Origin of the sequence: Rathayibacter sp. AY1F8 (assembly GCF_002932165.1) — a bacterium.
Taxonomy (GTDB): Bacteria; Actinomycetota; Actinomycetes; order Actinomycetales; family Microbacteriaceae; genus Rathayibacter.
In genome coordinates, this window is the sequence record NZ_PSVB01000016.1 from 1 (window position 1) to 13,842 (window position 13,842).

Sequence of the window (13,842 nt, forward strand, 5' to 3'; positions counted from 1 at the left end):
GGCTCATGGGGGACCGTTCTCGAGGGGGAGGACGGTGGGGGAGCCGTCGGTGCTGACGCTAGGGGAGCGGCGCCCCGGATGACCCCGAACGGGTGACCCCAGAACGGGCCGGATGTGCGCGACGGCAGCGGATCCGGTCGTCCGGCGGGCGGAACCGTCTGGAAGGCGAGCGTCCTCTCAGCCGCCCGCCACCGGCACGATCCGCAGCCGGCTCATCGCCCAGACCAGCGCCCCCGACGCGAGGAACGCGACCGCGATCCCGACGACGAACACCGACACCTGCCCGTACCCGGTCGCGGGATCCAGGAACGGATAGGGCACCCAGCCGTCCGTCGCTCCGCGGATCAGCACCACGACGAGCCAGACGATCGGGTAGACCACGACCAGCCAGAGCCTGCGCCACGGCAGCGGAGGGCGATCCGCGAGCAGCAGCCAGTCGAGCAGTCCGTAGACGGGGAACAGCACGTGCATGACGGTGTTGGCCCACGGCAGCGCCACTCCGCCCGCCACATCGGTGAGGAGGGTGTTGTACACGAGGCCGACGACGATGATGTACCCGGTGAAGGCACCCCGCACCAGTAGGAGCCCGCCGGGCGCGGGACGGCGGCGGAGCGCGAGCACGGCGGTGGCTCCGAGCACGACGGCCAGCACGATGTTGCTCTGGATGGTGAAGAAGCCGAAGAAGTTGAACGGGTTCAGCGGCGTCCGAGAGGCGGTGTCGACGGCCGTCGCGATCACGGCCACCAGAACGGCGGCGGCCACGAGGAGGCGGAGGAGCGCGACCGGCACGCGGGCCGACTCCGCCCGGGAGGAGGGAGCGGGCGGCGTCATCGCTCGAGCGTAGCGCCAGAGCGCCTACCCTGTCCCCGTGCTCACGATCGGTGTCGACCTCGCTGCGGAGCCGGTGCGCACCGCTCTCGCCGCCCTCGAGTTCTCCGGCGGCCGGGCCGTCGTCCGCTCGCTCGTACTCGGCGCCGAGGACGCGACGATCGTCGATGCGTCACGGGACGCGGCGGTCATCGGGATCGACTGCGCGTTCGGCTGGCCGGTGGAGTTCGCGGCGTTCGTCTCCGCGCACACGCGACGGGAGGTCTCGCCGCGGACGCTCGCGGGACGCGACTGGCGCCGCCGCCTCGCGTACCGCGAGACGGACCGGGTGGCGCGCGAGGTCACCGGCCGCTGGCCGCTCAGCGTCTCGACCGACCGGCTCGGGATGACCGCGATGCGCTGCGCGGAGCTGCTCGACGCCTTCGCCGCGAGCGGGGAGGACGTCGACCGCTCCGGGCGCGGACGGCTCGTCGAGGCGTACCCGGCGGCGGCGCTGCGGCTCTGGGGAGTGGACACCACGGGGTACAAGACGCGACCGGAGGCCGTGGCGCTCGCCGCGGAGTCGCTGCGACGGGCCGCACCCTGGCTCGATGCGCCGGCGCCCGCGCTCGCGCTGATGAGCCGCTCCGACGACGCGTTCGACGCCGTCGTCGCCGCTCTCAACGCCCGCGCCCACGCCCTGGGCGCGACCCTGCCGGTGCCTCCCGAACTGCAGGAGGCGGCGGAGGCCGAGGGGTGGATCGCGGTCCCGACCGGATCGCTCGCGGAGCTCGCGGGCTGATCCGGCCGTCTCGGCGGGTGTGCACTCAGGCCGGGATCTTCGCCCCCAGCAGGCCGGCGGCGACCTCGGCGGCCCGCTCGGCCTCCTCGACGGTCGAGAAGGGTCCGGTGGGGACGAGGGAGGGCGCGGTGGTCAGTCGGGCGTCGATCTCGAGTCGGAACCGGGGCAGCTCCGCCCCGGGGACGACGACGATCCTGACTCCGTTCCGGCTCCATCGCGCGGGTTGGATAGAAGAAATCTGTGTCATGGTGCTCTCCGCTTTCGCGATCATCCGCACGGGTGGCTGACGCCTCGACCGTGCACGCTTCACGCTACGTCCGGTGCCCGTCTCTCCGAACGGGCTTGACCTCTCAGGCTCGTCGGGCGTAGCGCCTCATTGCAGTCGGTCGAGGGTGTCGCTGATCCGCCGCAGGCACTCGATGAGGACCGACACCTGCGCGGCGTCCAGGTCGGCGAGCACCTCGCCCTCGGCGGCGACGAGATTGCGCATCGCCTCGTCGACCCGCTTCGTGCCCCGCGGGGTGAGCGAGACGATCTTGCTGCGCGAGTCGGCGGCGTTCTGCTCGCGGACCACGAGCCCGCGGGCCCCGAGGCGGTCGACGCGGCTGGCGAGGTTGCCGCTGGACAGCGCGAGGTGCGTGGCCAGGGCCGAGGGCGTCATCCCGCCCTCCCCGCGCTGCCGCAGCAGCGAGAGGAGCTCGAACTCCCACGGGGCGAGATCGCTGACGGCGAAGGACTGCCGCCGAACCTCCTGCACGCGCGGGCTGAGGCGGCGGAGGCGGGAGACGACGTCCAGAGGCGCGAAATCGAGGTCGGGCAGGGCCCCGGCCCACGCGTCGATCACCAGATCGACATCGTCGTCTTCGCGCATGCCCCGATTATCCCCGGACGGCGCGGGCGCCGACGACGGGTGGTCCGGGGAGGCCGGCGGGCCTAGCCTGTGCGGACGACGGGCGGACCGGTCAGGCGCGGGCGGCCCGGACGTAGGCGACGATCGCGTTGGCGTGGCCGTGGCCCAGGCCGTGCTCGGTCTTCAGCCAGGTGACGACCTGCATGTGCGGCTCGGAGCGCAGACGCTCGTCGGCGAGGTCCAGCCAGTCCTGGACGGGACGGTCGTAGGTCTTCTCGATGCTCGGGAAGTACGAGGCCGGTCCCTTCGGCTTCGCACCGTCGGCGGGCGGTTCGGGAGAGAGCACGCGGTCGGTCATGCGGTCACGATAGCGAGCCGCGGTCAGGTCGTGTAGGCCGAGGGGTCGAACCGGCCGAGCTCCTCGCGGAAGGCGAAGGCGAAGTCGGGCCAGAGCAGGGTGAGTCGCCGGTTGTCGTCCAGGTACCAGCTCTCGCAGCCGCCGTTGGTCCAGACGGTGTCGGCGCTGAGGGCGTCGAGGCGGGCGACGGAGGCGGCCTCGGCCTCGGCGGTGACCTCGAGCCGGTCGGCGCCGGAGACCGCGAGGTGGTCGAGCGCGCCGAGCACGTAGTCGATCTGCGTCTCGATCATGTGCACCGCGGAGTTGTGGCCGAGGCTCGCGTTGGGGCCGTTGACGACGAAGAGGCTCGGGAACCCGTGGACCGCGGTCGACTCGTACGCGACCATGCCGTCGGCCCAGCGGTCAGCGAGGAGGACGCCGCCGCGGCCGCGGATGCGCCGGGCGAAGGGCGGCCGCGTGGAGTGGAAGCCGGTCGCGACGACGAGCACGTCGACCCCGTGCGGGACGCCGTCGTCGCCGAGCGCGGCGCCCTCCTCGACGCGCCGGAGCGGACCGGGGACGACGCGGACGTGCGGCTGCGCGAGAGCGGGGTAGTAGTCGTCCGAGAGGAGCACGCGCTTGCAGCCGATCTCGTAGTCCGGAGTCAGCACGGCGCGGAGCGCGGGATCGATGATCTGCGCCTCGAGGTGGCCGAGCGCCTCCGCCCGCAGCCGGTCGATGGCCTCGGGCACGGCGACGCGGCCGGCGAAGCCGAGCTCGGCGCGCCAGAACAGCTCCTCGCGGAGCCTCGCCAGGGCCCCGGGCGCGCGGGAGAGGGTTCGGCGCTCCTCCGGCGGGTACGGGCGGTTCCGGCGGGGGACGACGTACGGGGCCGAGCGCTGGAAGAGCACCACCTCGGCGGCGCGCTCGGCGAGGTGCGGCACGATCTGCACGGCGGAGGCTCCCGAGCCGACGATGCCGACGCGCTTCCCGTCGAGATCGACGTCGTCCCGCCAGCGGGCGGAGTGGAAGGCAGGACCCGCGAACGAATCCAGGCCCGGTACGGCCGGGAGGCGTGGCTCGGAGAGGCGCCCCGCGCAGACGAGGAGGACCGCGGCAGAGTAGTCGCCCCGGGAGGTGCGCACCCGCCAGCGGTGCGCCTCCTCGTCGAAGACCGCCTCGAGCACCTCGGTCCCCAGCCGGAGCCGGGGCGCCAGGCCCTCCTTCTCGACGACGCGCTCGAGGTAGGCCTGGATCTCGGCCCCGGGGGCGTAGAACGCCGACCAGTCGGCCTCGGGGGCGAAGGAGTAGGAGTAGAGGTGCGAGGGGATGTCGCAGGAGACCCCGGGGTAGACGTTGTCCCGCCAGGTCCCGCCGATCCGCTCGGCGCGCTCCAGCACGACGAACGAGGTCCCGCCGCTGCGCTCCAGGCGGACCGCGGCTCCGAGGCCGGCGAACCCGGCGCCGATCACGACGACGTCGACGTCCATCAGACCGTCGTCCTCGCCAGGACGCTGCCCGCCGGGTCGCGGTGCGGATCGGCGAGGAAGTGCTCGAGGACGGCGAGGAGCTCGGCGGGCCGCTCGGCGAGCACCGCGTGACCGGCGTCGAGGACGGCGTAGCGGGCGTCGTCGATCGCGCCGAGCAGGGCCTCGGCGCCCTCGACTCCTGCGACGGCATCGGCGGAGCAGCCGACCACGAGGGCGGGAACCCGGCAGTCCATAGCGGCCGCAGCGACGTCGGCCCGGGCGGAGGCGGCGAGCATCCTGGCGGCGTCGGCGCCCCACGGGGAGGAGGTGGTGGCCGAGCGGACGGCGAGGAGCCGAGCGGCCTCCTCCTGCGCGTCGGGCGGCAGCATCGGCCAGAGGCGCGCCGTGCGGAGGAGGCGCTCCGTCGGGCGCAGCCATCCGGCCACGAGGGCGAGGGCGCGCACCCGCCGATCGCCCGCGGCGAGGGCCACGGCGGCTCCGAGCGAGTGGCCGATCAGGACGGCCTCCTCGGCGCCGAGCGCGTCCAGGGAGGCGCGGACCGCGGCGGGTCCGTCGAGCCAGGGGTCGCCGAGATCGGCGAGCTCGAGCGCGGCGACGCGGTGGCGCCGCGCCAGCATCGGCAGCAGCAGCCCGGTGTCGCTCCGCGCGCCCCGGCCGACGCCGGTCAGCAGCAGGACCGCGCGCGGGCTCCCGGCGCCCGCGGTCAGCAGCCGCACGGTGGCGCTGTCCGACTCGATCCGCTCCTCCCGGACCAGCTCGGCCTGGCGCCGCAGGTACTCGGAGCGGGTCATGACGCCCGGCGGGTCCCGCGGACCGGGAGGCGCATCCGCTGAGGACCCGCCGCTGCGACGGGCTCCGCCCGCAGCGCCCTCTCCGGCGCGACCACGCCGTACGTCGTGGTGCGCTGGCGCCAGCCGCGGCCGATCTCGCCGCTCAGCCGGGCGACGGTCGCGATGTCGAGCGAGCGGTAGGCCTCCGCTCCGGCCTCGGGCCGCAGGGCCCCGTCGAGCAGCAGGCCGCCGAGGTCGTCCGCCCCGCCGCGGAGGAGGACCTGCGCCGCATGCAGTCCGAGCTTGGTCCAGGCGGTCTGCACGTGGGCGATCCGGCCGTGGAGGATGAGCCGTGCGACGGCGTGCACGGCGCGGGTCTCGCGGAGGGTCGGCCCGCCCCGGCTCGCGCGCACCACGGAAGGAGGCGCCTCCGCCGGGACGAAGGGCATCGCGATGAACTCGGTGAAGCCGCCCGTCTCGTCCTGTATCGCCGCGAGCGTGCGCAGGTGCGCGAGCTGCTGCTCGGGGGTCTCGACGTGTCCGTAGACCATGGTCGAGGTGGAGCGGAGGCCGCTGCGGTGCGCGGCCGTGATCGCCTCCCGCCACTCGGCCACGGTCGGGTCCGTCCCCTCGCTCAGGACGGCGCGGACGTCGTCGTCGAGGATGCGGGCGGCGGTCCCCGGGACGGAGTCCACGCCGGCCTCGCGCAGAGCGTCGAGCATCTCGGGCAGGGTTCGGCCCGTACGCCGGGCGACCTCGAGGATCTCGCCGGGCCGGTAGGCGTGCAGGTGCAGCGAGGGCTGCCGCTGCTTCAGCGTGCGGACGATCAGCAGCAGATCGTCGCCCGGGTGCTCCGGTCCGATCGCGCCCTGGAGGCAGAGCTCGGTGGCGCCGAGCGCGACCGCCTCGTCGGCGAGCTCCTCCAGCCGCTCGACGGTCAGATCGCCGACTCCCCAGAGCGAGGTGTCGATGTTGCGGTTCACGACGACCGAGACCTCGTCGCCGGCGGCGTCGTGCCGCAGGTCGTCCGCCAGAGCGGAGAGGGCGTCGAGGTCGTCGCCGTCGGCTGCGAGCAGGGCGAGGTAGTCGGCGTCCTCGAGACCGGCGGGGTCCGTCTCCGCCCGGGCGAGCACGGCGCCGAGGGCGGGCGCGACCGGTCGGGGCAGGGGGTCGAGCGAGTCGCGGTAGGGCCGGGGGAGGACCGCCGCCGCCTCGTCGGCGAGCCAGGTCCCGCGGTCGGCGAGTGCCTCGACGTAGGGAGCGACGCGCGGATCGATCCAGGTGGCCGAGTCGCGGAGGTACTGCGGGTGGGCGGTCAGCCGCTCGTGCAGCCGGTAGCCGGCCGCCGCGGTGAGCCGCGCGAGGTCGTCGATGTTCGGCCAGGGGCGCTCCGGATTCACGTGATCCGCCGTGAGCGGGCTGACACCGCCCCAGTCGTCGACCCCGGCGCGCAGCAGCAGCCCGAGCTCCTGCTCGTCGGTGAGGTTCGGCGGCGCTTGGATCGTCGCCTCGGCGCCCAGCACGAGGCGCGCGACCGCGACGTTGGCCACGTACTCCTGCAGCTCGAGGTCGACCTCGTTCTGCATGGCCGTCCGCGGCTTCGCGCGGAAGTTCTGGACGATGCACTCCTGCACGTGGCCCCACCGCTCGTGGGACTCGCGGATCGCGAAGAGGGCGTCCGCCCGCTCCGCCGCGTTCTCGCCGATGCCCAGCAGCACGCCGGTGGTGAAGGGGATGCGGCTGCGGCCCGCGTCCTCGAGCACGCGCAGGCGCAGCGCCGGGTCCTTGTCCGGGGAGCCGTAGTGCACGCCGCCCTTCTCGGACCAGAGGCGCTCGGCGGTCGTCTCGAGCATCATGCCCATCGAGGGCGCGACCGGGCGGAGCCGCTGCAGCTCGGCCCACGACATCACGCCGGGGTTCAGGTGCGTGACCATGCCCGTCTCGCTCATCACCAGGACGGCCATGGCGCGCACGTACTCGAGCGTCGAGGCGTAGCCGTGCTCGGCGAGCCAGGCGCGGGCGACCGGCCACCGGTCTTCCGGACGGTCGCCGAGCGTGAACAGGGCCTCCTTGCAGCCGAGCGCGGCACCGGCGCGGGCGACCTCGAGGATCTCCTCCGGCTCCATGAAGGTCGACTCGCGCTTGGCCGCGAGCCCGCCCGGTGTCTCCACGAAGACGCAGTAGTGGCACCGGTCGCGGCAGAGCTTGGTCAGCGGGACGAAGACCTTCCGCGAGTAGGTGACGACGCCGGGCCGTCCGCGGCGGGCGAGTCCGTCGTCGCGCAGGCGGCCGGCGGCCTCCAGCAGCAGGTCGAGGTCGTCGCCGCGCGCGCCGAGGAGCTCCTCGGCGGTCACGCGCGTCAACGCCTCGCCGCGGTCGAGCCGGGCGAGCAGGGTGGCCGTGGTCATGCGGGAGCGGCCCTTCCGAAGGGGGTCGTGGCGGAGGCGGGAGGTCAGAGCGCGCGCAGCCGCGGCGCGAGGTCGCGCTCGAAGGCGTCGAAGAAGCGCTGCTGGTCGTCGCCCGGGGCGTGGAAGACCAGGTGGGTGAAGCCCGCGTCGACGTAGGGCTTGATCTGCGCGACCGTCTCCTCGGGGTCGGAGCCGACGATCCAGCGCTTCGCGACCTGCTCGATCGGCAGCTCGTCGGCGGCGCGCTCCATGTCGACCGGATCGGTCAGCGAGTGCTTCTGCTCGGGCGACAGCGAGAGCGGCGCCCAGAAGCGCGTGTTCTCGAGCGCGAGCGCCGGATCGGGATCGTAGGAGAGCTTGATCTCGATCATGCGGTCGATGGTCGAGGAGTGGCGATCGGCCGCCGCGGCGCCCGCCTCGACGGCGGGGAGCAGCTTCTCGGTGTAGAGCTCCATGCCCTTGCCCGACGTGCAAATGAAGCCGTCGCCCGCCCGGCCGGCGTACTTGGCGACGACGGGGCCGCCCGCCGCGATGTAGACCGGCACGCCGCTCTCGGGCTTGTCGTAGATCGACGCCTCGTGCGTGGAGTAGTACTCGCCGTCGAAGGTGACGCGGTCGCCCGCCCACAGCGCGCGCATCAGCCGCACGGCCTCGCGCAGGCGGGCGAAGCGCTCCTTGAAGTCGGGCCAGGTCTGCTCGCCCGCGCCCTGATAGCCGGTGGCGACCTCGTTCAGCGCCTCGCCGGTGCCGACGCCGAGCATGATCCGCTCGGGGTAGAGCACGCCGAGCGTGCCGAACGCCTGGGCGATGACGGCGGGGTTGTAGCGGTAGTGCGGGGTCATGACGGAGGTGCCGAGGGTGATGGTGGAGGTGCGCTCACCGGCCGCGGCGAGCCAGGCGAGGGAGAACGGCGCGTGCCCGCCCGTGTGCCGCCACGGCTGGAAGTGGTCCGAGACGACCGCGGTCTCGAAGCCGTGCCGCTCGGCGCCGACCGCGAGCTCGACGAGCTCCCGGGCGCCGAACTGCTCCGCCGATGCCTTGTACCCGAGCGTGATCGTCATCTGCAGCCTTCGTGAGAGGTGGGACGGCCCCCGGAGCGGGAGCGGCCCCTCCATTCTGCGCCCGCCGCGGCGTCCGGCGGGACGGGTGGACGCACCCGGGGGGAGGCGTACCCCGATCCCGTGCTGGGGAGGAGCGTCAGGCCGGCGGAGCGGCGATGTTCACCATCCAGCCGACGCCGTAGCGGTCGACCAGCATCCCGAAGCGGTCGCCCCAGGGCGAGGCGACCAGCGGCTCGACGACCGTGCCGCCCTCGGCCAGGCCGTCCCAGTAGCCGCTCAGCTCGGCGTCGTCGTCGCCGAAGAGCGCGATCGTGATGCGGGCGCCGCTCTCGGCCGGGCTCGAGGAGGGGGAGTCGGAGCCCATCAGGATCATCCCGCTCGGCGTGACGAGCTGGGCGTGCATGATCCGGTCCTGGTCGGCCGGATCCGCGCTCATCCCGAAGTCGCCGAAGCGGCTGGAGCTGAGCTCGCCGCCGAGGACGTCCCGGTAGAACTCCATCGCCTCCTGCGCGGAGCCGTCGAAGCCGATGTAGGGGCTCAGTGAAGTGGGCACGGCACGCCTTTCCGTCGAGGTGCGCCCAGTATCTCCGCGTCCCGACGCGAGCACCAGGGGCGTCCTGCAGAAGGCCCGCCCCCGGCCCTCAGAGCTCGTCGCGGGTGGGCGGGTTCGCGCCGGAGCGGGAGGTCGTGATGCCGGCGACGTGCGCGGCGTGACGGCCGATCGCGTGAAGGGCGGGGCCGTCGAGGAGCATCCCGTTCGCGGCGCCGAGGCCCTGGCGGAACGCCTCGTCGAGGATCGCGCCCATCGCGGAGTCGCCGGCGCCGATCGTGTCCGCCACCACGATCCGGGCGGCGGGCACGGTCACCCGCGTGACGGCCGAGGCCAGCAGAAGTCCCTCCGCGCCGCGTGTGACGACCGCGAGCTGCGACCCGAGGGAGAGCAGCCGGCTGAGGACCTCGTCGAGCTGCATCGTCGGGTAGAGCCACTCCGCGTCCTCGTCGCTGAGCTTCACGACCTCGCACGCGGCGGCGATCCGCTCGAAGCGCGCGAGCGCCTCGGCGTGCGCGCCGACCAGAGCCGGGCGGATGTTCGCGTCGACGCTCGCCGTCACTCCGGCGGGCAGAGCCTCGAGGAGCTCGAGCACGGCGGATCCGCCCGGCTCGAGGAAGATCGCGATGGAACCGGTGTGGACGTGGGAGGCGCCCTCCGGGTCCGCCGCCGGCGGGTTCCAGGAGAGGTCGAAGACGTAGCGGGCCGACCCGTCCGCGGCGAGGACCGCCCGAGCGGTGCTGGTGCGCTCCGAGTCGCCGTGCCGGACCTCCACGCCGGAGGCCTCGAGGTGGGCGCTGATGCGGCGGCCGCGCTCGTCGTCGGCGATGTCGGTGACGAGGGTCGCGGGTCGCCCGAGTCGGGCGAGCGTGAGGGCGACGTTGGCCGGGGAGCCGCCGACGTGCTCCGTGGCGCTGCCGTCGCGCTCGACGATGTCGATCAGCGCCTCGCCGATGACCAGGGTGCGGGAAGCCGGGCTGACGCGCTCGTCGGTGGAGGACATGCCGACATCATGCCGGGTGACGGGGTCGCCCCGCGACGCGCGGGGCCGACTGGCGCAAGCGGCTCGCGTCCCGACCGCGGTCTCAGCCCCGGGCGCGCAGGTCCGCCAGCACCGCGTCCACGGTCGTGATCTCGATCAGCGGCGCGTACAGGGACATGGCGTCGAGCGCGCGCTGGTGGTCGGCCTCGGAGGCGCCCGCGCAGGCGTCCGCGGCGACCCTGACCCGCACTCCGGCGTCCGCGGCCGCCAGCGCCGTCGAGAGCACGCAGCAGTCGGTCGAGACGCCGGTGAGCACGAGCTCGCGGGAGTCGTCGAGCTCGGCCTCGAGCTCGGGCCCCCACTTGCCGAAGGTCGTGGCGGTGATCGTGCGGTGGCCCTCGAACCCGGCCACGAGCTCGTAGAGCCGGTCGCTCTCGGGGACGAGCGCGAACGGCCATTCGCGGTAGTAGGGGATCCACGCGCCGGCGGGCCGCTCCGGGGCGACGAAGCGGGTGGTCACGACCCGCTCGCCGAACGCCGGGAGGAGCCGGCGGGTCCCCTCGGCCGCGCGCTCGAATCCGCCGGATCCCCACGGCGACTCGGCGTCGGCGAAGACGTGCTGCAGGTCGATCGCGACGAGCAGGCTCACGCCGAGGCCTCCTGGCGGCGGACGGCCCCGCGCGAGAGGGCGAGCGTTCCCGCGAAGCCGATCACGAGCGCCACGAGGACGCCGAGGTTGGCGCCGGCCCAGTCGCCGTCGCGGCCGCCGAGCGGGCCGAGGAGGTAGCCCTCCCACTCGAACCCGGGGGAGTAGTTGACCACCAGGCCCCAGCCGACGACGGCGCCGATCAGCACGAGGGCCACGGGGACCGCCGAGACGCTGCCGTAGCGGCCGCGGGAGTCGTACAGGGCTTCCTGGTCGTAGTCGCGCCGGCGGAGGAGGAGATCGGCGAGGAACACGCCGAGCCATACCGCGATCGGCACGCCGAGGGTGATCAGGAAGCCCTGGAACGGGCCGAGGAAGTCGCCCGCGACGAACACGACGTAGACCGCTCCGAGGACCATCAGCACGCCGTCGATCCCTGCGGCCACTGGCCGCGAGACCTTGAGCCCCGTGCTGAGCAGTGCCAGGCCCGAGGAGTAGATGTCCATCACGGCCCCGCCGATCAGGCCGAGCAGCGCGACGACGATGAAGGGGAGCAGGAACCAGGTCGGCAGGATCCCGGCGAGCGCTCCGATCGGGTCCGCGGCGATCGCGTCCGAGAGCTCCTGCGAGGAGCCGGCCAGCAGCAGGCCGACGACCACCAGCACGACGGGCGCGACCGCTCCGCCGATCGTCGTCCACGCGATCACTCCGCTCGTGCGGGCACCGCGGGGGAGGTAGCGGGAGTAGTCGGCCGCGGCGTTCACCCAGCCCAGCCCGAAGCCGGTCATCATGAACACGAGCCCGCCGATGACCGCGGCGGCCGAGCCCGCGGGCAGGGCGCCGACGGCGGCGAGGTCGATCCGGTCGAGGACGAGCACGACGTAGACCACGGTCAGCACGGCGGTCGCGACGGTGATCGCGAGCTGGAGCCGCATGATCAGGCGGAAGCCCGCGATCCCGGCGATCACGATGAGCGCGGCGACCACGATCAGCGCGACCACCTTGGTGAGCACGCCCCCGTCCCAGCCGAACTCCTCGAACACCGTCGCCGTCGCGAGCACCGCGAGGGAGGCCAGCACCGTCTCCCAGCCCACCGTGAGCAGCCAGGAGATCACCGAGACGAGGCGGTTGCCGTCGACCCCGAAGGCCGCCCGGCTGAGCACCATCGTGGGGGCGGAGCCGCGCTTGCCGGCGACGGCGACCAGACCGCAGAAGAGGAACGAGACGACGATCCCGATCACGCTGACGAGCGTCGCCTGCCCGAAGGAGAGGCCGAAGCCGAGGAGGAAGGAGCCGTAGCTCAGCCCGAGCACGGACACGTTCGCGGCGAACCACGGCCAGAACAGGTCGCGGGGGCGGCCGTGCCGCTCCGACTCCTGGATCGTGTCGAGGCCGTTGAGCTCGATGCCGCTTGCGGGGCGGGTGCTCGGACGATCGGGGGAGGTCATCGCGTCCTCGTTCTCACGGGTGCCGGCCCTGCGCCGGAGCTGTGACGAACCTACAGCGCCCCGCGCTCGAACAGCAGCCGGAGCGATTCGAGGTCGTCCGCGACCCGCGCGCAGTCCTCGTCCCAGTCGTCGAGGCTCATCCCGGGGCGCCGCCGCACGGTGAAGGCCACCTCGGCGCCGTCCCCGTTCACGAGCACCCGGAGCGGATTGTCCACCACCGTCCCGTCGGGGAGCGTGACCTCGTGGTCCGCGACGCCGAACGGGTTCTGCGGGGCGAAGCGCACCTCGACCCGGCCCATCGGCGAGTCGGCGAACCAGCGTCCGTCGACCTGCTCGAGCGCGGAGGAGGCGAGGCCCGCGGCCCACCGCGGGAGGTTCGCCGGGTCGGAGACGAAGGCGTACACCTCCGCGGCCGGAGCCTCGATCACGACGCCCACGGGGCGCGATTCGTACAGGGTCATCCGCTCGTCCTTCCTCTGCAGCCGGTCAGTGCTCGTCGCCGAAGCTGGCGACCAGCAGCGCGGCGAGCGCCGTCCGCTCCAGCATGCCCTCGATGCCGATCGCCTCGCTGCGCGCGTGCGCACCCTCGCCCGGGGCGCCGAGCCCGTCGAGGACCGGCAGGCCCAGCGCGGCGACGAGGTTGCCGTCGCTCGCCCCGCCGACCGCGATCTCGCGGAGGGGGACGTCGATCCGCTTCGCGACCCGCTCGGCCCTGCGGTAGAGCGCGGCGACGGAGGCGGTCCGCTCGAAGACGGGCCGCTCCCAGGAGCCGCGCACCTCCAGCCGGATGCGCGGGTCGGCGGCGGCGAGCGCGTCGAGCTCGGCCTCGACGCGGGCGGCCTCGGCGGATCCGCGGATCCGCGCCTCCAGCTCCAGGCGCACGCGGGCCGTCGTCACGTTGACCCGCGAGCCGCCGGAGACCACTCCGATGTTGACCGAGGTGCCCTTCTCCTCCCGCGCGATCGCCAGCACCCGCGGGATCAGCGAGCCGAGCTCGTGGATCGCGCTCGCCCCCTTCTCCGGCTCGACCCCGGCGTGCGCCTCGACCCCGACCACGTCGATCACGAAGCGCCCGATGCCCTTGCGCGCCGTCTTGACCGCGTCGCCGATCGCGCCCTCGAACACCAGGACCGCGTCGGCGCCCACGCACTGCCGCTCCAGGAACGGGCGGGAGGCGGCGCTGCCGATCTCCTCGTCCCCGCTCATCACCAGGCGGACGGCCGGATGCGGGACGCCGGCGTGGCGGAGCGCGGCCACCAGCCACACCATCTGCACCAGCCCGGCCTTCATGTCGTAGCTGCCCGGTCCGCTCAGGCGGTCGCCGTCGACGGCGAAGGGCCAGGAGCGGGTCGTGCCCAGGGGCCACACCGTGTCGTAGTGGCCGAGCAGCGCCACGAACGGACGCGTGCCCCGGTGCGGTCTCGCGCCGCCGCTCGCCGGGACGGTCCAGCTGGTCGCGGTCGGCGCGTCCTGCGCACGCCGGTGCTGCACGTCGGCGTCGTGCCCGAGCCGCTCTCCCACCCAGTGCACCAGGAAGGCGTGCAGCTCGCCGAGCGCCTCGAGGGAGTCGCTGGGGCTCTCGATCATCACGAGGTGCCGGACGTCGTCGAGCATCCGCGAGCGGTTGTCGCGGAGGAAGGAGCGCACGCGGGCGGCGTCGTCGGCATCGGGGAAGGTCATCGACTCCGGAG

At 73.9% G+C, this 13,842-nt stretch carries 15 protein-coding genes; 1 reads left to right on the plus strand and 14 read right to left on the minus strand.

Translation table 11 applies throughout. The features are described from left to right. Nucleotides 1-177: 177 nt before the first annotated feature. Nucleotides 178-831 (minus strand): Pr6Pr family membrane protein, encoded by a 654-nt coding sequence (locus C5C35_RS11830; RefSeq protein ID WP_104249443.1) that lies wholly within the window; start codon nt 829-831, stop codon nt 178-180. Nucleotides 832-868: 37 nt separating this feature from the next. Between C5C35_RS11830 and C5C35_RS11835 the strand changes: the two genes are divergently transcribed. Beyond that, nucleotides 869-1,609 carry a DUF429 domain-containing protein gene (locus C5C35_RS11835; protein WP_104263181.1) on the plus strand — a complete coding sequence of 247 codons (741 nt, stop codon included), beginning with the start codon at nt 869-871 and terminating at the stop codon, nt 1,607-1,609. A gap of 25 nt (nt 1,610-1,634) precedes the next feature. Here the strand turns inward: C5C35_RS11835 and C5C35_RS11840 are convergent, their stop codons facing one another. From C5C35_RS11840 to C5C35_RS11900, 13 genes are all read right to left on the minus strand, one after another. Beyond that, nucleotides 1,635-1,856, minus strand: coding sequence for a hypothetical protein (locus tag C5C35_RS11840; protein ID WP_146076606.1), 222 nt, complete (start codon nt 1,854-1,856; stop codon nt 1,635-1,637). 126 nt (nt 1,857-1,982) lie between these two features. Continuing rightward, nucleotides 1,983-2,480 carry a MarR family winged helix-turn-helix transcriptional regulator gene (locus C5C35_RS11845; protein WP_104225059.1) on the minus strand — a complete coding sequence of 166 codons (498 nt, stop codon included), beginning with the start codon at nt 2,478-2,480 and terminating at the stop codon, nt 1,983-1,985. 91 nt (nt 2,481-2,571) lie between these two features. Next, nucleotides 2,572-2,817, minus strand: a complete 246-nt coding sequence (locus tag C5C35_RS11850; protein ID WP_104226459.1) for a DUF4287 domain-containing protein — start codon at nt 2,815-2,817, stop codon at nt 2,572-2,574. A 23-nt stretch (nt 2,818-2,840) separates the two neighbouring features. Then, complete coding sequence (locus C5C35_RS11855; protein WP_104263182.1) at nt 2,841-4,286, minus strand: NAD(P)/FAD-dependent oxidoreductase; 1,446 nt, start codon at nt 4,284-4,286, stop codon at nt 2,841-2,843. Then, on the minus strand, nt 4,286-5,077 hold the full coding sequence (locus C5C35_RS11860) for an alpha/beta fold hydrolase (RefSeq protein WP_104263183.1): 792 nt from the start codon (nt 5,075-5,077) through the stop codon (nt 4,286-4,288). Before C5C35_RS11860 ends, C5C35_RS11855 begins: the two co-directional genes overlap by 1 nt. Then, nucleotides 5,074-7,464 (minus strand): 7,8-didemethyl-8-hydroxy-5-deazariboflavin synthase CofG, encoded by a 2,391-nt coding sequence (gene cofG, locus C5C35_RS11865; RefSeq protein ID WP_104263184.1) that lies wholly within the window; start codon nt 7,462-7,464, stop codon nt 5,074-5,076. The genes C5C35_RS11860 and cofG overlap by 4 nt, the downstream gene beginning before the upstream one ends. A gap of 44 nt (nt 7,465-7,508) precedes the next feature. Continuing rightward, nucleotides 7,509-8,525 (minus strand): glucose-6-phosphate dehydrogenase (coenzyme-F420), encoded by a 1,017-nt coding sequence (gene fgd, locus C5C35_RS11870; RefSeq protein ID WP_181134073.1) that lies wholly within the window; start codon nt 8,523-8,525, stop codon nt 7,509-7,511. 136 nt (nt 8,526-8,661) lie between these two features. Next, nucleotides 8,662-9,078, minus strand: a complete 417-nt coding sequence (locus C5C35_RS11875; RefSeq protein ID WP_104246718.1) for a VOC family protein — start codon at nt 9,076-9,078, stop codon at nt 8,662-8,664. An 88-nt stretch (nt 9,079-9,166) separates the two neighbouring features. Beyond that, nucleotides 9,167-10,078, minus strand: a complete 912-nt coding sequence (locus C5C35_RS11880; protein WP_104232867.1) for a carbohydrate kinase — start codon at nt 10,076-10,078, stop codon at nt 9,167-9,169. A gap of 82 nt (nt 10,079-10,160) precedes the next feature. Then, nucleotides 10,161-10,706: a cysteine hydrolase family protein gene (locus C5C35_RS11885; RefSeq protein WP_104232866.1), complete on the minus strand. Its 546-nt coding sequence runs from the start codon at nt 10,704-10,706 to the stop codon at nt 10,161-10,163. After that, nucleotides 10,703-12,151, minus strand: a complete 1,449-nt coding sequence (locus tag C5C35_RS11890) for a cytosine permease (protein WP_104238336.1) — start codon at nt 12,149-12,151, stop codon at nt 10,703-10,705. Before C5C35_RS11890 ends, C5C35_RS11885 begins: the two co-directional genes overlap by 4 nt. A gap of 50 nt (nt 12,152-12,201) precedes the next feature. Next, entirely contained in the window at nt 12,202-12,612 is a 411-nt protein-coding gene (locus C5C35_RS11895) for an SRPBCC family protein (protein ID WP_104249452.1), read from the minus strand. Nucleotides 12,613-12,637: 25 nt separating this feature from the next. Beyond that, on the minus strand, nt 12,638-13,831 hold the full coding sequence (locus C5C35_RS11900) for a M20/M25/M40 family metallo-hydrolase (protein WP_104263185.1): 1,194 nt from the start codon (nt 13,829-13,831) through the stop codon (nt 12,638-12,640). Nucleotides 13,832-13,842: the final 11 nt, after the last annotated feature.